Origin of the sequence: Amycolatopsis sp. CA-126428 (assembly GCF_002904335.1) — a bacterium.
GTDB lineage: Bacteria > Actinomycetota > Actinomycetes > Mycobacteriales > Pseudonocardiaceae > Amycolatopsis.
The window spans coordinates 24259-43727 of sequence record NZ_PPHF01000162.1 but is presented as its reverse complement, the minus strand read 5'-3'; the positions used below and the strand labels follow the sequence as shown (position 1 = coordinate 43727).

The following is a 19469-nucleotide window of genomic DNA, read 5'->3' as shown; positions in this document are numbered from 1 at the left end:
CGGGCCGACCGCGAGGTGCTGGAGCACGGCGTCGAGACGGGCATCATCAAGCGGCTGCCGCACGGTGAGTTCGTCGAGATCCACCAGCCGCTGGCCGCCGCCCCGCTCGAATACCAGGGCGCGCCCGTGCCGAAGAAGATGAACAAGCTGGGCTCGGCCGGCCAGGCGGTCCCCGGCTCGTTGCTGACCCCGGACCCGCCGGCGGAAACCCGGGCTCTGGACCGGGGACGGCGATGACCACCGTCGCGCCCGTCGCGCGGGCCCGGCTCGCCGGGTGGTGCGCGGTCGCCACGGCCGCCGGGTCCGCGGGGGCGACGGCGGCCGGCTTCACCCGGCTGCCCTTCGACTGGCCGGCGCTGGGCGCGGCGGCGGCTCTCGTCGTCCACGCGGCGCTGGCGCTGACCATCGTCGACCTTCGCGACCCGCGGCTGCGACGCAGCGCGATCACCGTCGCGGTGGTGCTCGCCGGGCTGCTGCTCGCCGGGTCGGCTTGGGCGGCCGCGGTGCACTCGCCCGGGAGCCTGCCCGCGGTGCTGCTTTCGCTGGTGCAGAACGGCATCGGGCCGCTGGCCGTGCTGTCCGTCCGACTCGGGAGTGCTCCGTGAGCCGAAGCCCCGCCTTGATCACCACGGCCGCCCCGTCGGCCGACGAACAGCTCGCGCGGCGCCGCCGCAAGTACGTCGTGATGATGGCCTGCCGCATCCCGTGCCTGGTGCTCGCCGGGCTCACCGCGCACGTCGGGTGGCTGGCCCTGGCTTTCCTGGCGATCTCCGTGCCGCTGCCGTGGGCCGCGGTGCTGATCGCCAACGACGTCCCGGCGCGCCGCACCGAACGGATCAGCCGCTTCCGGCCGCGGCCGCGCCCCGGACTGCCGCGGTCAGCCGCCGAACGACGCCAAGGCCTCGGAGAATGACGGCGGGAGCGGCTCGCCGACCGTGGGCATCCCGCGCCACCCCGGACCCGCCGGGCGGACCGGGATGCCCTCGGCGTGCAGGGTGCGCAAGGTTCGCACGTCCGCGGACGGCGACGTCATCGACCACACCACCACCGCACTCGGCGCGTAGCGGCCGGCCACCACCCGCAGGACGTCGATCGACACCAGGCCGCTGAGGAACATCGCCGGGGCGCCGTCGTCGCCCAGCGCCGCGCTGAGCATCTTGACCGGCAGTTCGTGCCGTTCCGCCGGCCCGCAGACGAACAGGGCGGGGCCGCGGCCGGCCCGCGCGGGCACCGGTGCGCGCAGCCGGTCCAGCGCCGCCGAGGCCGCGGCGGCCAGCGCCCATTCCGCGGCCATCGCGTTGCGGTCGCCCGCCTGTGCCCAGCGCTCCCCGATGGCCCGCAGGACCGGCGCGACGACCTCGGTCCACGACTTCGCCACACCGAGGCTCACGAGCGCGTCGCCGACCAGGTCGCCCATGGTGGCGACGTCGAGGAGTTCGGCGGCCTCGGCGATCCGCTGCCGCCGCAGTTTCACGGTCGTCTCCGCGGCCGTCCGGGACAGCACCAGCTCCGCGGCTTCGCGGGCCCGGGTGCCCTGCGCCTGGAGCGCCCGCATCCGCCGCAGCCGCTCGACGTCGTCGGAGGTGTACCGCCGCCGTCCGTTCTCCTCCCGGTCCGAGGCGCCGATGCCGTACCGCTGCTCCCACGTCCGCAGCGTCACCTGCGAGACCCCGAGGGTCCGCGCGACCTCGCTCGAGGTGAGGGACCGCCCCTCGGGTGTGCCGCTCACTCGCTCTCCCGGCTCCGGCTGAACGCATTCCGCATCACACTACTCGCTGCCGGTCCGCACGTCCCAGTACGCAATGGCGATTCATATGCGATGCAAATGAGCCGAAATTGGCGGCGAGTGCGGCGATCACGCGCAACAAGCGCTAGCTTTGCATCGATTATGAAACTATATTCGGAGGGTGGTCCATGGCTTCGAGCAGCCGCCGCGCCGCGGTCTTCGGCCCACCTGACGCGAGCAGAGGCGCGACGGCCTCGCGCACGCGCCCGCCGGACGACAGCACCGAGGCCGTGGCCTCCGTGACCACGGCCGGGGTCAGGCGGTGCGGATCGAGCACGCGGCCCGCCGGAATGCGTTCGAGATCATGAGCGACCGCGAACTGGTCGCTGGAGAACGGCAACGCGATCGCGGGCACCCCGGCGGCCAGGCACTCGGTGAACGTGTTGTTGCCGCCGTGGTGCACGACCAAGGAGGCGCTCGGGAGGAGCGCTCGTTGTGGCACGTGGTCGAGGACCTCGATCCAGCGCCGGTCCGCGAAAGCCGTCCGCAGGGTTCCGGCCCGGTTCCCGGCCGAGACCAGCACCGAGACGTCCGGCAGCCGGGCCGCGCCGCGGACGACGGTGGCGAGCACGTCGTCCCGGGCGGAGAGGAACGTGCCGAACGAGACGAGGACGAGCCGGCGTCGCCCGCCGTCGGTCAGCTGCCCGACGCGGTCACGCCACCCGGGTGGCAGCTCGGCCTCGCCGACGTCACTGCAGTGCCCGGCGAACAGCAGCTCCGGTCCGGCCGGCAACGGCGGCAGCCACGGCAGCTCGGGGTAGTTGAACAGCACGGCCTCGGACGAGGTCAGGCCGAACGCACTGCGCGGTGCCGGCCGGCCGGGAGCGTGCCCGGCGAGGAAACCGGTGAACAGCTCGGTGAACAGGCGGTCGTTGGCCTCCGCTTCGGTCCGCAGGGCCGCCAGTTCGGCGGCCGGGGGCGTGATCGCGTCCGGCCAGTAGGGCGGCAGCCCGAAGAACCGGCCCGGGCCGTCGAGCACGTAGCCGGGGTGGCCCGGGCAGAACGCCGCCCACCGCCGGTTCAGCGCACAGAGCGCGAGCGTGACCGCGTAGGCCAGCTGGTCGACGAGGTACCAGTCCGGACGCAGCCGGTCGTCCAGGCGCCGCACCGCGGCGTGGACGCCGGCGGGGTCGGGCAGCATGTCCGCCCGGCGGTGCCGCGCCTGGGCCAGCAGCGCCGGCACGGCACCCGCGCGGGTCGCGTCGAGGAACTCGGTCAGCCGCCGGGCGCCGGCGGCCTGCTGGCGGGTGCGCTCGGCGATGCCGGTGTTGGCGTTGTCGCCGAAGCCCAGCGGCTCGAACCGCAGCCGCCGTCGCGCGGCGAGGTCCGCGAACGCGGGGTCGCACGCGAACGTGACGTCCGCGCCCTCGGCCGCGAGCGCCGCCGCCACCGTGGCGAGGGGCTGGGCGTGCGAGGCGAACGGCGGGCTCACCACCACGATCCGCGGTTCCGGCATCCCGTTCTCCCTGTCGTCGCCGCCGGTCCGGCGGCCCTATCGCACGAGGTACTGCCGTGATCATCCACGACACCGCCCCCGCCGACGCGCTGACGGCGTTGCGGGACTTGCGCCACGACACCGACCTGGCCCGGGTCGACGAGGTCCGGCGCGGCTTTCACCCGGCGTTCGGCGTCCCGGCCTTGGTCGAATACGCCGGTGCCGGCCCGGCGGCGGCCGACGCGGACTCCGTGCTGGCCGAGTTGCGGGCCTTCGCCCGGGCGTCGGATCCTCCGCCGCCCGCCGACGTGCTGGCCGCCGTCCCCGAAGCCGACGGCGTGCTCGCGGACCTGATCGCTTCCGTGGTCCTGGATCTCTTTTCCGCCGCGGCCACCGCGCACGGCCCGGTGGCCGCGGGCGCGGCGATCCGCGCCGCCTTCGGCACGGCACCGCCACGCCGTCGCGTGCTGCTGCTGGACTTGGCCGAGCGGCACGCCGTCGGCGGCATCCCGGCCGGTGCGGTGGTCGAGGGCGCCGAGCACGACCGTGCGCTGCGGCACGCCGGGTGGCGGTACCTCGCCCGGCACGGCGGGGCGATCACGCGAGAGCGTGCTGAAGACCCGTATGAACGGGTACTGGCGGCAGTGTGCCGCGCGATGCCGGCCGGCGCACCTTTGTGGACGGTGCCGCACGCCCGGCGCGACGGGCTGGTCGTGGCCCAGTCGATGCTGCTGGGCTCGTTCGACCAGCCCGGCGCCGGAGCGAGCGGCGGGTTGACCGTGCTCCTGCGGCACCTCGGCAAGGCTCTGCCGCAGCAGGACGGCATCGCCCGCGTGGTCACCCTGACGCTGGCCGGGCACGACGAACTCGCCGCCCGCCCCACGCTGGCCGACACCGACGGCGACGGGCACGTCGTGCTGCGGGTACCGGTCGACGCTCCTGCTGCGCCGTCCCAGCTCCGGCTGTCCCGGCACCGCGCGGCGATCACGTTCCTGGCGCGGCGGCTGCTGTGGCTGTCCGGCTGTCACCCCGATGTCGTGCACGTCCGGTACGCCGACGACGGATCGCTGGCCATCGCCGACGCCGCCACCGCGCTCGGCGCCCGGACCGTCTTCACCTTGACCGCGGACCCGCACCGCTCGCTCGCCGAGCGGCACCGGCCCACCAGCGCCGAATCCCCGGCGAGTGCGCGGTTCGACCTGCACCGCGTGTACGCAGCCGACCGGCTGGTGGCCGGGGCGGACACGCTGCTCGGCCTGCCCGGACGTCCGCCGGGTGAACTGCCCGCGTACTTCCCGGCGTTGCGCGGACGCCCGGAACCGGAGTCCCTGGCCGAAGGGATCCCGGAGCTGCCCCGGGTCGCCGCCGACGAGGCCCGGCAGCAGCAGCTCGTCGGCTCCCTGTTCGCGCCGGACGACCGGTTGCCCCGGCTCGGCCCGGACGCACGCGGCCTGCCGGCCGTGCTGTCGGTGGGCCGGCTCCACCCGGTCAAGCAGCAAGACCTCCTGGTCGAAGCCTGGCTCACGCGCGGCCTCCACCGGCGGGCGGCGCTGGTGCTCGTCGGGGGCGACACCGCCCGTCCGACCGAGGAAGAAGCCCAGGTGCTGGCGCGCATCCTCGCCCTGCACCGGGCGCACCCGCGGGCGGCCGGTCGCCTGGCTGTGCTGGGGGCGCTCGGCAACGACGACGTCCGGCTGCTCGAGCACGGGCTCACCCGCCTGCTTCCCGCTCCCTCGCCCCACCTCTACGTCTGTCCCAGCCGCAAGGAGGAGTTCGGCATCGCGATCCTCGAAGCCATGGAAGCCGGCCTGCTCGTCCTCGGCCCGCGCCGCGGCGGGCTCCGGCACTACATCGACCACGGCCGCAACGGCCTGCTGGCCGACACGTCCGGTCTCGAAGCGTTCGGCGACGACCTGAGTGCGTTCGTCCGCACCGCCGCCGACGACCCGGTGCGAGCGCGCGCGGCCGCGGCCGCCGGCCGCGACACGGTCCGGCACCGGTTCGGCATCACCCAGGTCGCCGCCCGCTTCGCCGAGGTCTACCGGCGAACGAGCCACGAACCCCGGAGGCCGGCGCCGTGAGCCCGCGGCTGCTCGTCGGGTCCGATGACACGCAGCGGCAGGCCGACCACGCATTCGGTGTGGCGTGATCCGGACGGCGACCCGCACCGCCGCCGTCAGCAGACGAGCGCGGCGCGGCTGACGTTGACCGGCTCGAATCAGGGTTACAGCCAGTCGTGCTCGCGGGCGTAGCGGGCCGCTTCGTGGCGGGTGCGGGTCTGGGTCTTCTGCATCGCGTTGGACAGGTAGTTGCGCACCGTGCCCTCGGCCAGGTGCAGCCGGCCCGCGATGTCGGCCACCGAGTACCCCTCGCGCGTCGCGCGCAGAACGTCGAGCTCGCGTTCGGTCAGCGGGCAGTCGTCGACGACGGCGAGCGCCGAGACGTCCGGGTCGATCCAGCGCTTGCCCGCGTGCAGGGTCCGGATGACCGCGGTGCCGGGGCCGTGCGTGGCCGTGACGACCTTCCAGCCCGCGGCCGTGCTGTCGGCCGCGAACTGGGCCGCGAGCCGGGTTTTGCCTTGCCCGCCTGGGCCGTGCGGCCACCGGTAAGCGAGCCTGCCGCCATTCGTGCAGCTGATCGAGTTCCTCCTGCCGCCCGGTGAACGGGACGACCGCGTACCGGGAATTCAGCATGCGGCTGGGCAGCTCCCGCAGAAAATCGGCATTCGCCGGCGATCCGGGGGACCAGTTCTCCAGCAGGTACAGGGAAACCCCGTCGCCGAAGACGTGGATGTCCGCGCCGACAACCCCGTATCCGAATCCGCTCTCGACGTGGATCACCTGCCGCGGACCCGCGAGCTCCTCGTCCGGCGTCCCCTCACGGGGGTTCCACCGCCGTGGGATCTCGGGATACGACATGTGGCTACTGTAGAAACGGCCAACCTACTTCGTGAACGGTTGCTGATGTTGTCCTTGTTCTGTCCCCTGCCATCCCCGAAGTGCCGTCACCCGGTGATCTTGCGGGTCGCGGCCAGCTGCCATTCCTTGTGCTGCTGCTCGCGTGTCAGGTCGGCAGTGTGGTGCGACACAAGCGCTTCCTGCACCACCCGCTCGACCGCGACCCACGTCCGGACCCAATCGGTCCGTTCCTTGCACCGCACGTCCCGGGTGGCGACGGCCATCTCGTGTGCCGACGCACGGCCGGCACCGAACGCGGGGTCGCCGATCGCGGCTTGCGGGTCGCGGTACCGGAAACCGGCCTCGGCCATGCACCGCGACCACGCCGCCGCGGCCGCGGTCACCGGCGGGGTGGTCCGGGTGATCTCGTAACTCCGTTGACTCAACCCGAAACTCACCGGTTCCTGCCCGGGCTTCGCATCGGGTGCGAGGGCGCGGTCCGCCTCACCCGCACAGCCGCCGGACGGGACGTCGTGACGGTCGCTCCTGCCGGTGATCATCGCGACGACGCCCGGCGATGGCTGTTCCGGCACGCCGGCGGCGCGCCGGGTGAACACGGCCGGCTCGCGGTAGCCGTACGCCGCCGCCTCGGCCACGTCGACAAGACCGTGCCGCCTCGGCTTGGCGGCGTCCCGCACGGGATCGACCGGCGGGAAGGTGAACACGAGCCCACGAGCGGCGAGGCAGCGTTCCATCACCGTGTTGCGTGCCTTGACGACTTCCAGTTCCTCGATCGGCGTGAGCTGCGACCGGTCGAGCGGGAGATCGAGGCCGTGCACGGCCGACAGGTCGCGGGGGACCTTTCCGAGCGCGGCGGCGAGGTCGGCCGCACCGAAGTCGGTCGTCGCGGCGGGCGCCGCCGAGCAGGCGGCGGCGACCGCCAGCACTGCGGCGGACGCGGCCAGGCGACTGAGTGTGGCCACGGCTGGACCTCCGGGTCGCGATCGGGGCCGCGCCTCTCCGGCGCGGCCCCGATCCGTGCGGCTAGAACTGATCGCGGTTCGCGCAGTCGAAAGCGCCGCCGGTGCTCCCCACCCACTTGAAGCTCGCGTTCTGGTTCTTCATGGTGGAGTTGAAGTTGCCGGAGGAGTACGCGCCGAACGTCTGCGAGGCGACGCTGCCGTTGCAGCCGCTGTTGTAGTAGACCGTCGCGGGGAAGGCCCAGTTGTTGTGCACCGACGCGGCGTTGTTCTTCACCTGGACGCCCAAGCCCCTGGTGGTGGTGCCGGCCTTGTTGAACAGTTCGTCGCCGAGGTTGCCGTCGGAGAGCAGGTAGTCGGCGTGGGCGCCACCGTAGTCGCTGTTGAAGTAGAAGCAGAAGTGGTAGCCCGGGCAGGCCGAGCTCGCCGCCGGGCTCGCGGCCGCCGCCTGGGCGGCCGGGGCCGCGATGAGCCCCGCCGCGGCCAGAACGGCGCCGATCGCGGTTTTCCGCACCTTCGACATCATGGTCCTCCCTCGATAGTGGGTCCTGCCCTGGCCTTCACGCCCGAACCGGAGCGGGGTTGAGGCCGCGCGCGGGGGAGAACCCGAGTGGAGTAACCGGCATCGCCGGGGAATCGGGGATGAGCCGGTCCGGCGCGTCCTCTGTCCAATGCGGCCGTCACCACCAGCGGCTCGTCCGGTCACCGGTGGTGCGGACCTGCTCGAGCTGCTGTCAATGCCACGGCGTCTCCCGTTCGTGCGCCCGGTCACCGGCCTGGTGTGCCACGTCCCGGGGCACCTCCGATCCTGGGCGGCTACCCCTCGGCCTGCCGGCTAACCCACCCATCGAACACGTCCGAACGGCCGGGGTCGGTCGTGGTTTAGCGGGTTCTCCGGGGGACATCCGGCCCCGCAGGCAGCTACGACAAAGGAGACAGTGATGAAGGCAGTGGTGTACGAGGGTCCGCGGCAGGTCAGTGTCAAGGATGTGCCGGACGCGCGGATCGAGCGGCCGACCGACGTCCTGGTGCGGATCACGTCGGCGAACATCTGTGGCTCGGACCTGCACATGTACGAGGGCCGGACCGACTTCGAGACCGGTCGCTGGTTCGGGCACGAGAATCTGGGTGAGGTGGTCGAGGTCGGCTCCGGGGTCGACAAGGTCCGGGTGGGCGACTGGGTCGTCCTGCCGTTCAACATCGCGTGCGGGCACTGCAAGAACTGCGAGCGTCAGCTGACGAACTACTGCCTGACCGCCCAGCCCGAGCCGAAGATGGCCGGTGCCGCGTACGGCTTCGCCGACATGGGCCCGTACGCCGGTGGACAGGCCGAGCTGTTGCGCGTGCCCTGGGGTGACTTCAACTGCCTGCGGCTGGGTGAGGACGCCGAGCAGCGTCAGACCGACTACGTGATGCTCGCCGACATCTTCCCGACCGGTTACCACGCCACCGAGATGGCCGGCGTGCAGCCCGGTGACCAGACGGTCATCTACGGCGCCGGCCCGGTCGGGCTGATGGCCGCGCTCTCGGCGACCATCCGCGGGGCGGGCAAGGTGATGGTCGTCGACCGGCGCCCCGACCGGCTGCGGCTGGCGGAATCGATCGGCGCGATCGCCATCGACGACTCGAAGGTCGACCCGGTGCAGGCCGTGCTGGACGAGACGATCGGGCTGGGTGCGGACAACGGCTGCGAGTGCGTCGGCTACCAGGCGCACGAACCCGACGGACAGGAGAAGGCCAACCTGACGATGAACCGGCTGGTCGCGTCGGTGCGCTTCACCGGGAGGATCAGCAACGTCGGCGTGTTCGTGCCCCAGGACCCCGGGGCCGAGGACGAGCTGGCCAAGCAGGGCAAACTCGCCTTCGACTACGGCATGTTCTGGTTCAAGGGCCAGCACATCGGCAGCGGCCAGGCGCCGGTCAAGAAGTACAACCGGCAGCTGCGCGACCTGATCGCCGGGGGCAAGGCCGAACCGTCGTTCATCGTCAGCCACGAGCTGCCCCTCGACCGCGCGCCGGAGGCCTACGAGCACTTCGACAAGCGAGACGACGGCTGGACGAAGGTCGTCCTGCACCCGGCGATGGCGGGTGCCTGACAAGACGGGAAGCCGGATCGCCGGCGCCGACCTCCCGGCCGGTGCCGGCACGCCCCGGCGTCGGGAGCGGAACCGATGCCCGCCCGGTCGACACGCAACCGTTCGCCGTCGTCAGCGAGGCCGCCCGGCGCGCACGGTCACGGCCGCGTCGGGCGGGCGGCGGCGAGGTCCGCCAGCACCTCGGCCTCCAGTGGCAGGTTGCGCAGCTCCCGGGTCAGGGCGAGCGCTTCTTCGTGCGCGGCCAGCGCGTCCTCGTCACGGCCGAGGCCGGACAGCACCCGTCCCAGCGCCGAAAGCGCCAGCCGCAGGCCCCAGCGATCCCCGGTCTCCCGTGCCAAGGAGACCGCCTCGCGTAGCCGGTCGAGCGCCGGGCCGGTCGCACCGCCGAGGTGGTCGCAGATGCCGAGGCCGGTCAGGGCCAGGCATTCGCTCCAGCGGTCGCCGATCGCGTGCGTCAGCGCCAGCGCCTGTTCGAGGTGCGGCCGCCCGGCCGCCCCCAGGGCGAAACCGAAACCGATCAGTGCCAGCCCCAGCCCCCAGTGGTCCGACGCGCGCTGGGCGAGATCCACCGCGCGTGTGAACCACGCGCAGCACTCGCCGATCCGCCCGGCGTGGTAATACGCGTTGCCCAACCCCATCTGGGCCCGCGCCTGCCCGCAGTCGTCGCGCGCTTCGTGGTACAGCACCACCGCCTGACGCTGGTGGTGGATCGCCTGGTCGTGGTGGCCCATCCGCGAGTGGATGAAACCGAGGTGGTTGTGCGTCTTGGCTTGGCCCCAGACGTCCTCTTCGCGCTCGTCGAGCTCCAGTGCGCGGTGGTGGTGGTCCAGCGCTTCGTCGAAGTCGGCACGCCGCCAGTGCGCCAGGCCCAGGTTCTTCCGGATCTCGGCGCGCGCCCGGAGGTCTCCCGTCCGCAGCGCCGCCGCCAGCGCGAGCCGGTGCGTGAAGATCCAGTCCTGCAGGTGCCCACGCACGAAGAAGAACCGCCACAGGCATTGCGCGAGCCGCCAGCACTGCTCCCACCAGCCGCGATCGGACGCCGCCGCGATCACCGACACGAGGTTCTCGTGTTCGGCCGCCAGCCAGCCGACGGCGTCCGTGGGACCGGCGAACTCCGGCAGCACCTCCGGTTCGGGGCCGGGGTCCCAGCGTCGCCGCGTCGGTTCCAGCAGGTCCGCGGACCGCGCGGCCGCGTGCAGGTAGTAGCCGACGAGCCGGGCTTGCGCGCGCTCGCCCTCGTCGCGCAGCGCCGCCGCCCGTGCGAACTGCCGCAGCAGGTCGTGGAACCGGAACCGCCCCGGCACGGGTTCGAGCAGCAGATGTGCGGCGAGCAGCTCGTCGAGGATCTCCTCGGCGGCCGCGCGCCCGATACCCGCGAGCGCGGCCGCCGCGTAGGCGTCGAAGTCGCTGCCGGGACACTCGCCGAGCAGCCGGAACATCCGCTGCTGCTCCGGGCCCAGCAGGTCGTAGGAGAGCCCGAACGCGGCCTCGACGCTGCGATCGTCGACGCGCAGCTCGCTCAGCCGCCGGTGCTCGTCGCGCAGCCGTTCGGCCAGGTGCCCGACCGTCCACGACGGATGAGCCCGCGCCTTCGCCGCCGCGATCCGCACCGCCAGCGGCAGGAACCCGCACAACCGCAGGACTTCGGCGACTTCGTCCTCCTGCCCGTCGACGGACCGGCCGAGCACGCGAGCGAACAGTGTCGCCGCGTCGGCGTGGGGGAGGACGTCCAGGGAGATCCGGTGCACACCCTCGACGCTGGCCAGGCGCCGCCTGCTCGTGACGACGGTCCAGCCGCGGCGCCCGTTCGGCAGCAACGGCCGCAGCTGCGCGGCGTCGGCGACGTTGTCCAGCACGACGAGCAGCCGTCGCTCCGCCGCGAGCGAGCGCCAGAGCGCGGCACAGTCGTCGACGCGCTCGGGGATCCGCTCGCCTTCGACGCCGAACTGGCGCAGCAGGCTCTCCAGGGCGTCCCGCGCGGAAGGCGGTTGCCGGCCCGGCGAGTGCGCGCGCAGGTCGAGGAACAGCCGGCCGTCCGGGAAGCGGGGCGCCAGCTCGTGGGCCAGGTGGACGGCCAAGGTGGTCTTGCCGACGCCCGCCATCCCGTCGATCGCGGTGACCAGCCCGCCGGCGCTGCCGTCGAGCAGCGCCTGGCACTCGGCGCGCCGCCCGGTGAAGTCCGGCAGGTCGCGCGGCAGGCAGTTCCGCTCGCCCGCGGGCCGCGCCGGCACCTGCCCGCGCAGCACCTTGAGGTGCGCGGCACGCAATTGCTCGCCGGGTTCGACGCCGAGGTCGTGCTCCAGTGCCTCGCGCACGTCGTCGTAGTGGCCGAGCGCGGCGACCTGCTGCCCGGATCCGGCCAGCGCCAGCACCATCCGCGCGTGGAGGCCCTCGTGCATCGGCTCGTCGGCCAGCAACGGCCGCAGCACCGCGACGACGTCGGCGGCCTGTCCCTCCGCGAGCGCGAGGTCGGCGTAGCGCAGGGCCGACTTCACCCGCCGCGCGGCCAGCGCCACCGCCGCCGGGTGCTGGCGCAGCCGCTGGTCCACCCCACCGAGCACCGGCCCGCGCCACAGCGCGAGCGCTTCGGCGTCGTCGCCGTCCTCGGCGAGTGCGAGGAATCGCAACAGGTCCAGCTGCCCGGGCTCGGCCGCAAGCAGGTATCCGCCCCGCGCCGCGACGAGCCGCGGCCCCTGGCCGAGCCTGCGCCGCAGCCGCCCGGCGTAGGTGTGCACGAGGTGGGCGTGCGACGCCGGGGGCAGCTCACCCCACAGCACGTCCACGATCTCGTCGCGTGAAACGGCCGTATTCGGGTGCAGCGCGAGCAATCCGAGCAGTGCGGCGGCTTTCGCGCCGCCGATGTCCACCGGTTCGCCGCCGTGCCGCACGCTCAACGGGCCGAGCACGCCGACGGTGGTCGGCGTCTGCTCCGGCCGGCCCGGCGCGTTGAGCACCTCGTCGAGCTGGCGCATCGACGCCGAGCGTGGTGCCCGCGTCCGGCCATTTTCCAGGTACCGCACGGCCCGCACGCTCATCCCCGCGCGGTCGGCCAGCTGGCGCTGCGTGAGTCCCGCCGCCTGGCGTCGTGATCGCAGACTTCTGCCCAAGTCGTCGATGGCGCAATTCCCCCTCGATCGTTCACCCTTCCCCCAGGGCGCCCTGAGCCTATTGTTCCAGAATGCGCCGGTACACCTCCGATCGCCGGAATGATCGTGAACGCGGGGCGGAGGTTTCGCCTCTCCCCGGCCAGTTTTCTGTCGCTTGCCCGGCGAATCGGCGCAGGTCCCGCCGGCCGCCGTGGCTCGCGGAGCCCTTCGCCGTCCGCCTCGGCCGCCGGTGGCCCGTACCTGGTGGAAAGCCTGAACGGCCACCGGCACAATTGCCGCTCCGCACGGCTTCCCGATCTCCCGACCGGTCGATCGGCGCAGGTCATCGGCATGCCGACGGGCGTCGCCGGAACTACAGCCCCGGGTGTGCCGTCGTCCCTAAGCTCTGTCCCCAGGGGTGATCGGCAACCGTCGCGTCGCGGCGGAGGGGGGAGATCGGGGTGGCCGGGGGGAAGCGCGCCTTGCTGCGCGCACTGGGGGTGGCGATGGCGCTGCTCGCGACGGGGGTCACCCCTGCCTACGCGGGGCAGGGGACGACCGCCGTGGCGGCGGCGCCGTCGGCGGACTGGGTCTGGGTGCGGTATCTGGCGCGTGCCCACCCGTACAGCACGGTCCGTACGGCGGCTTGGTCGGCGCTGGTGAGCAGCGCGCCGGACGCGGCGATCGCCGAGTTCCTGGCCACCGGGTACGACTACGCGGTGAGCCGGGCGCAGGAAGGCCGCGCCCGCAATCTCGACTTCGTCCGCCGCGTCTACGAGACGACGACCGCGGAGTACGCGCCGGAGGTGCACGCCGAGGCGCAGCGCCTGCTGGGTTCCGGGGGGACGGACTCTGCGCGCGATCTGTTCGTGCGCAGTGGTTACGAGGCCGCGAAGGCGCGTGACCGGGTCTACCGCGACGCGGTGGGCGAGCAGAAGCGCGCGCTGCTGCAGCGGGACCGGGAAACGGTGGCTGCGCTGGCCGCGAACGACCCCGGTGAGCAGGTCCGCCTGTCGGCCTCGTACGCCCTCCGCCAAGGCGCGACCGACGACGATCTGGTCGAGTTCTTCGCCTACGGCTGGACCACCGGCGCGCGGCTGGACCTCGAGGTGTATCGGATACGGCGGGCCGGCGAAAACATGCGGTGGCGCGCGGCCGTCATCGGGCTGGTCGCCGACGCCGAGGCCGCCGAACGCGCCGCCCGCGAGGCGGGCGAGGAGGCCAAGGCACAGGCGAAGGCCGCCGCGGTGCGTGCCTGGCAGGAAGTCGGGGCGCAGACGGCGCCCGCGCGGTCCGGCTGGGAGCAGGCGGGGGAGGTCGCCGCGCGCCAGGCCGGGAACTGGCACGCCGTGGTGCTCGCGGCGACGGCGGCGCAGGGGCCGAACTGGACGTCGATCCTGCAGCCGGCGCAGGACACCGAGGTGGCGTGGCAGTCGGAAACCGACGATACCGCCCACCAGGTGGACTACTGGGCCGCGCTGTCGCAGCAGGCGCTCGACGGCGAGCAGCGAGTTTCGGACTCGCTCTGAGTTCGCTTTCCGACAAGGTTTTCTTTCTCATGAGGGGTGACTCGAGTATGCGGGCAACTGTCCACTGCAGACGGATGGCGGCCGGGGCCGTGGCGATGACGGCGATCGCCGCGCTGCTGGCCCCGTCCGCCCACGCCGCGGCGCCGGGCGACGCGGCGGCGACCGCCGCCGCGGCCACCGCCGTGCCGGAGTCCAGCGAGGTTGAGAAGGTCCGCGCGGTGCGCGCGATCGAGGTGGGCGAGGCCACCGAGGACTGGCTGGTGCTCACCGACAAGAACTTCGTCTTCCGGGTCTACGACCGGATCGACCCGGCCAAGTACCCGCTCACCAAGGCCGAGGCCTACCGCGTCTACCGGATCGTGGTGAACACTCCGGACGCGCCGGACGCCACGGCGTTCATCCGGACCGGCATCCACGGTTTCGTCGACCGGGACCACATCGAGTACGCCCGCAGGCAGGAGGAGGCGCGCCTCGCGCGCGACGCGCGGCAGAAGGCCGCGGCCTTCGCCGAAATCCCGGCGGACACGGCCATGCTCGAGGGCAACGACCAGAATTTCGTCTACCAGGTCTGGCGCCGGTCCACCGGCCCGAAGGTCAAGGACGGCGCGGCGACGGCGTGGGGCGGCGACGCCACCGCGTGGAAGACGTTCATCGACACCACGATCTACCAGCTGCACCTGCAGGACCAGCGCGACGCCATCGAAAAGGCCCGCCAGGAAAGCGAAGCGCACGCACGCGAGCTCGCGGCGCAACTGGCCAAGAAGAACGCGGCCGCGGTGCTCGGCATCGTCGCGCCCGAAGGCTGGCTGGTGTTCACCGACGACAACTTCATCCGGCAGCTGCTGAACCTGCCGGAACTGGCGCAGCCGCGCCACGCCGAGATCACCACCGCGGCCGACGCCGCGTTGCGCAGCGGCGAACCGGCGACGTGGAAGGCGTTCATCGACACCGGGATCTTCGACGCCGACAAGCGTGACGCGGCCAGGGAGAAGGCCGCCCGCGAGGAGGCGGACCGGCAGCTGGCGCGGGAGATCAAGGCGAAGGCCGAGGCGGGCAGGCTGCGGCCGCGCCTGGTCGCCGCGGCGGCCGCGGCACTGGCCGGGACTCCCGCCGACGTCACGAAGTTCCTCGCCGAGACGCAGTACACCGTGCTCGAACAGTCGCTGATGACCACTACGCCCGGCTTCCGCGGCCGGTACGTGCGCACCGACGGCGGCGACGCCTTCACCGCCACCGGGACGCCCGGCACGGTCGCCGACGCGCCGCTGGGCGCGGCCACCTGGAAGGTGGTGCCCGGCCTCGCCGACGCGAACTGCTATTCCCTCGAGTCCGCCGGGCACGTCGGCAGTTACCTGCGGCAGAACGGATTCCGGGTGCAGCTGGTCGCGAGCGACGGGTCCGACCAGTTCAAGCGCGACGCCACGTGGTGCCCTCGGCCCGGGCCGGCCGGCAGCGACGTTTCGCTGGAGTCGAAGGCCCTGCCGGGACGTTTCCTGCGGCACTATGAAACGCGGATGTACGCGGCCGGCGACAGCGGGGAAAACGCCTGGGACAGCCCGCGGTTGTACGCCGACGACACCACCTGGAAGGTCACCGAGCCCGACCCGAAGATCACCACGCCGATCACCTCCCGGTGGCTCAACGACGACGCGCTGCGCGGCCGGATCGGCGACCCCGTGAGCGCCGAGGTGTACGACAACGGCGTCCGGTTCCGGGACTACCAGCGCGGCAGGTTGTACTGGAAGGAAGGCACCGACGTCCGGATGCTTTCCGGCGCGATCACGCAGGTGTTCGACGCGCTCGGCCGGTACACCGTCGGCGGGATCCCGGCCACGCTCAAGATCGACCAGACGGTCTGCCCGGACGGCGTCGGCCAGTACGTGCACTACAACGACGAGCGGCAGCTGTCGATCTACTGGTCGCCGCGTACCGGTGCGCACTGGGTGCTCGGCGCGATTCGCGACACGTGGGCGCGGCGGGGCTGGGAACTGTCCGACCTCGGCTACCCGACGAGCGACGAATACGACATCCCGGGCGGGCGTCGCAGTGATTTCCGGGGCGGCTACATCACCTGGAACGCCACGACGCTGGAGGTCCAGACCTGGATCGTCCGCACGATCCCGCCGGGAACTCCGTAGCGGCTTCGACGGCCTGGTACCGCCGCGGTGGTACCAGGCCTTTCAACCAGGGGGGTTGATGTGTCCCAGAAGCGAAGACTCTCGCCGGTGCGGGCGGTCGTGCTGACCGCTGTGCTCGCTCTCGGCGCCGGGGTGGTGGGCGGCGGCACGTTCGCCGAACCGCGGCCGGTCACGGCCGCGAGTGCGTCCACAGTGGACCCGCGGCTGCGTGACCTGGTGGTGGACATCTCCGAGCTCGACCCCGAGCCGGAGGTCCGCGAGGCGGCGAAGGCGGCTTTGGCCAGTCCCGAGCCCACGGCGGTCGTGGAGTTCCTGAACACCGGGGAAAGTGCGGCCAGGGGGCGGGCGCAGGCCCGCAAGGACCGGGTCGCCGCCGCGAACCGCGTGACGATCGAGGCGATGGCGGGCACCGGCGGGCCGATCTTCAACGCCGAGGTCACCCGGGTGCTGGGCGGGTCGGACACCGACCGGGAGCAGTTCCTGGCCTACGGCAAGGACATCGCGGCCGACCGGGACCGGCAGGCTCAGCTGGACGCGGCCGCCGTCGCCGAGCAGAACCTGCAGCGCGTGCGGATGCTCGCCGGGTCGGGCGGCCCGGAGGTCGCGCGGACCGCGCGGACCGCGCTGGACTCCGGTGACCCCGCGCGGATGGCGGAGTACCTGGCCACCGGCTACCTCGCGGCGTCCAGATCGGACGCCGACGCGCGGGAGCGGCAGCTCACGCAGCAGGAGGAGGCGCGCAAGGCCGCGGAAGCGCTGTCCGACCTGGCGAGGAAGGCCGCCAGGGCGGCGGAGGCCCGCCAGCGGATCATGGTCGCCCATGGCAACGCGGTGAAGGCGCTGGAGCGGACGTCGAACGCGATGACCGCGGCGGCGGAGGAGGCGCGCCAGGCCGAGCAGATCTCCGTCGCCGACCGCGCGGGCGGTTACCGGCCGGGGCAGTTCGACGCGGTGACAGCGGAGGTCACGCGCCAGCTCGGGTACGCCGGGCAGGCCGCGCAGGACGCTCGCGCGGCGGCGGCCACCGCGACGGTGAACTCGCAGGTCCTCGTCGATACCGGGCTGACCTACGGGACGCAGTGGGCGCAGGTCTCGAACGCGCTGTCAGCCTCGGCGGACGCGGCCGCTTCGGCCGCGGAGACGGCGAAGAACGCCGTCGACGCCACGGTCGCCGCGGCGCTCGCCGTCGACGCGAACGACAAGGCGCAGAAGAGCGCGGACAAGGCGCGGGAATGGCGTGAACACGCCGAGGAACAGGCGCGTGCCGCCGCGGCGATCGCCGACGCGGCACAGCGGCAGGCCGTCGCGGCCCGCGACGCGGCCGAGCGGACCAAGGCGGCCAGGATCGCCGCCGAACAGGCTGAGCAGGCGGCGTGGGCCGCCGCGGCCCGGACCCGGGCGGCCCGGTTGGACGCCGAGCGCGAGCAGCGCACCGCCGCGGCCGCCCGGGCGCGGGCCGAGGCCGAGGGCCGGAAGGCGGCGGCGGGGCGGGTGACCGCACAGAACCAGGCCGTCGTCGCCCGCCGAGCGCGTGGTCAGGCGCAGACCCAGGCGCAGGTCGCGGCGGATGCCCGGGCCCGTGCCGAGGGAGAGGAACGCAACGCCGAAGCGGCGCTCGGCGTCGCGCAGACCAGCGAGCGCGACTCGGCGGCGGCACGCGACGGGGCCGCGATCGCGGAGGCGTTCATGGACGAAGCCGGGGCGCGGGCGTCCCGGGACGAGGCGATCGCGGCGGCCGCGCCGGCCGGCCCCGCGGGAGACGCCGCCCGGGCGGCCGCGACGGAATCCCGGAGTCAGGCGAACCGGGCGGCGAACGCGGCCCACTCGGCGCGCGGTGCGGCGAACACGGCCAACGGCGCCGCGATCAAGGCACGGGCGGCGGCGTCCGCTGCGACACGGGCGGCGAAACGGGCCAGGGCGGCCGCACAGGAAGCGGAGGCGGCCGCGGCGCGGGCGAACGCGGACGCCAACCGCGCCGAAGCCGAGGCGGCCGAGACCCATTCGTTCGCGTTGGCGGCCGAGGCCGAGGCCGCGACGGCCACCGCGGAGGAGACGAAGTCCGCCGAAGCCGCGCAGACCGCGGTTTCGCTGGCGCAGCAGGCCGCCACCGCCGCGGTCACGGCCTTGACCGACGCCGGGTACGCGAAGGCCGAAGCACAGGCCGCGGCGAACGAGGCGGCCGTGGCGTCCGTGCAGGCCGGGCTCGCGTTGCGGGCCGCGGACTCGGCGAAGGGGACTTCGGCAGCGACCGCCGACGCGGGCAACACCGCGATCCACCTCGCCGCGCCCTTCACCGGGACCGACCTCACCGCCGACTTCGCCGTGGACGTGGCGAACCAGGCCCGGGGAATCGCCGCGGAGCAGTTGCAGGCGGCGCGGACGCGGGCGACCGAGGCGGTGGCCGCGGCGGCCGCGGCCAGGGAAGCGGCGGCCCGGGCGGCGGCCGAGGTCGCGCCCGCCTACCGGGCGGCGGCCGATGCGGCCGGCTCGGCCGCCGGCGCCGCCCAGTCCGCATCGGACGCACTCCAGGCGGCGGCGGACGCGGCGGTGGACGGCGCCGCGGCGCGGGCGGCCGGCGATCGGGCGGCTCAGGCCGACTCACAGGCTCGTGAGGACGCGCGGGCGGCGAGGGTCGCGGCCAACTCGGCGTGTTCCGACGCCGCCATCGCGGGGAAAGCGGCATCCGTGGCCGAACGGGACGCCTCCGTGGCCCGGGGCGCGGCCGCGTCGGCGAGCCGGGACGCGGTGATCGCGACGACCGCGGCGGACAAAGCCGCCGTGGATGCTTCGGCGGCGTCGGAGGCCGCCGACCGTGCCGAACTCGACGCCTGGGCGGCCGGGCTGGTGGCCCAGCACGCCGAGGAAAACGCCGCGGAGGCGATGGAGAGCGTCATCCGCACGGAGGACGCGGTGCGTCGGTTCAAGCAGGAGCACCGGAAGGAGTTCGATTCGATCGACTCGATGATGTACCAGGAGATGGTCCTCAACACCTTCTCCAGCGACGTGCGAAAGATGCGGCCGTTCCTGTCCGGGGACTGCAAGCCGTGGCCTACGTGCCGGATGCTCGCCTACACCGTCTGGGCGTGGCGGGTGCGGCCCGGCGGACTCTGGGACCACAAGGAGAAGATCCTGCACGACTACGGGATGCGTGAGCGCAATGACGTGTTCTCGCCGATCCCGGACACGAACGGCAAGATCAGCTACGAGGTGTGGTCGAACATCCACTTCGGGTATGTCGGCATCGACGCGGGGTTGACCGCGGAGGAGCTGCACGGGGGTTCCGAGCTCGCCGACATCATCGCGGGGCCGGGCCACCGACCCGACCTGGGTGACGAGGTGGCCGTCCAGATCGGCATCGATCTGCGGGCTCGCTACGGTCCGGGCGAGCTGCGGCCCGAGCACGTCCAGCAGGCGATCATGGAGAAGTACGGCCAGCTCGAGCAGTACGGGAAGATCATCGAATGCGGTCCGCCGGGGTGCTGAACCCGGTGCTGGGCGTGTGACCAGGGCGTTTACCTGATC

12 protein-coding genes and 2 pseudogenes are annotated in these 19469 nt (G+C 73.3%); 8 read left to right on the top strand and 6 right to left on the bottom strand.

Annotation, left to right across the window (positions count from 1 at the left end; genetic code table 11):
* The 3 genes and pseudogenes from C2L58_RS41670 to C2L58_RS41660 form a co-directional block, all read left to right on the top strand.
* Positions 1–237, top strand: a pseudogene (locus C2L58_RS41670) (cytochrome b); the annotation flags it as partial.
* On the top strand, positions 234–605 hold the full coding sequence (locus tag C2L58_RS41665; protein WP_103343121.1) for a hypothetical protein: 372 nt from the start codon (positions 234–236) through the stop codon (positions 603–605). The pseudogene C2L58_RS41670 and the gene C2L58_RS41665, both read left to right, overlap by 4 nt.
* A complete protein-coding gene (locus C2L58_RS41660) occupies positions 602–913 on the top strand; it encodes a DUF3099 domain-containing protein (protein ID WP_103343120.1) in 312 nt (103 codons plus the stop codon). Before C2L58_RS41665 ends, C2L58_RS41660 begins: the two co-directional genes overlap by 4 nt.
* Here the strand turns inward: C2L58_RS41660 and C2L58_RS41655 are convergent.
* Together C2L58_RS41655 and C2L58_RS41650 are read right to left on the bottom strand one after the other, a co-directional pair.
* Positions 878–1729, bottom strand: coding sequence for a MerR family transcriptional regulator (locus C2L58_RS41655; RefSeq protein ID WP_103343119.1), 852 nt, complete (start codon positions 1727–1729; stop codon positions 878–880). The two genes, C2L58_RS41660 and C2L58_RS41655, sit on opposite strands and share 36 nt — an antisense overlap.
* Positions 1730–1886: 157 nt before the next feature.
* The gene (locus tag C2L58_RS41650) at positions 1887–3242 is read right to left on the bottom strand and encodes a nucleotide disphospho-sugar-binding domain-containing protein (RefSeq protein WP_103343118.1); all 1356 of its coding nucleotides are present in this window, start codon (positions 3240–3242) and stop codon (positions 1887–1889) included.
* Positions 3243–3298: 56 nt separating this feature from the next.
* Between C2L58_RS41650 and C2L58_RS41645 the strand changes: the two genes are divergently transcribed.
* On the top strand, positions 3299–5302 hold the full coding sequence (locus C2L58_RS41645) for a glycosyltransferase family 4 protein (protein WP_103343117.1): 2004 nt from the start codon (positions 3299–3301) through the stop codon (positions 5300–5302).
* Positions 5303–5445: 143 nt separating this feature from the next.
* On the opposite strand, the pseudogene C2L58_RS41640 reads toward C2L58_RS41645, so the two are convergent.
* From C2L58_RS41640 to C2L58_RS41630, 3 genes and pseudogenes are all read right to left on the bottom strand, one after another.
* Positions 5446–5715, bottom strand: a pseudogene (locus C2L58_RS41640) (response regulator transcription factor); the annotation flags it as partial.
* A 510-nt stretch (positions 5716–6225) separates the two neighbouring features.
* Complete coding sequence (locus C2L58_RS41635; protein WP_233226223.1) at positions 6226–7101, bottom strand: hypothetical protein; 876 nt, start codon at positions 7099–7101, stop codon at positions 6226–6228.
* A 61-nt stretch (positions 7102–7162) separates the two neighbouring features.
* Entirely contained in the window at positions 7163–7621 is a 459-nt protein-coding gene (locus tag C2L58_RS41630; protein WP_233226222.1) for a peptidase inhibitor family I36 protein, read from the bottom strand.
* Between the two features lie 418 nt (positions 7622–8039).
* Here C2L58_RS41630 and C2L58_RS41625 point away from each other — a divergent pair, with 418 nt between their 5' ends.
* Positions 8040–9194 carry a glutathione-independent formaldehyde dehydrogenase gene (locus C2L58_RS41625; protein WP_103343115.1) on the top strand — a complete coding sequence of 385 codons (1155 nt, stop codon included), beginning with the start codon at positions 8040–8042 and terminating at the stop codon, positions 9192–9194.
* Between the two features lie 137 nt (positions 9195–9331).
* Here C2L58_RS41625 and C2L58_RS41620 read toward each other — a convergent pair whose 3' ends face one another.
* Positions 9332–12301: a BTAD domain-containing putative transcriptional regulator gene (locus C2L58_RS41620; RefSeq protein WP_146073782.1), complete on the bottom strand. Its 2970-nt coding sequence runs from the start codon at positions 12299–12301 to the stop codon at positions 9332–9334.
* A gap of 440 nt (positions 12302–12741) precedes the next feature.
* On the opposite strand from C2L58_RS41620, the gene C2L58_RS41615 reads away from it, so the two are divergent.
* The 3 genes from C2L58_RS41615 to C2L58_RS41605 all read left to right on the top strand — a co-directional run bounded on the left by C2L58_RS41615 (position 12742) and on the right by C2L58_RS41605 (position 19430).
* A complete protein-coding gene (locus C2L58_RS41615; protein ID WP_103343113.1) occupies positions 12742–13809 on the top strand; it encodes a hypothetical protein in 1068 nt (355 codons plus the stop codon).
* 74 nt (positions 13810–13883) lie between these two features.
* Positions 13884–15947 carry an AbfB domain-containing protein gene (locus C2L58_RS48980; RefSeq protein WP_146073781.1) on the top strand — a complete coding sequence of 688 codons (2064 nt, stop codon included), beginning with the start codon at positions 13884–13886 and terminating at the stop codon, positions 15945–15947.
* 87 nt (positions 15948–16034) lie between these two features.
* On the top strand, positions 16035–19430 hold the full coding sequence (locus C2L58_RS41605) for a polymorphic toxin type 44 domain-containing protein (RefSeq protein WP_103343112.1): 3396 nt from the start codon (positions 16035–16037) through the stop codon (positions 19428–19430).
* The last annotated feature ends 39 nt before the right edge of the window (positions 19431–19469 follow it).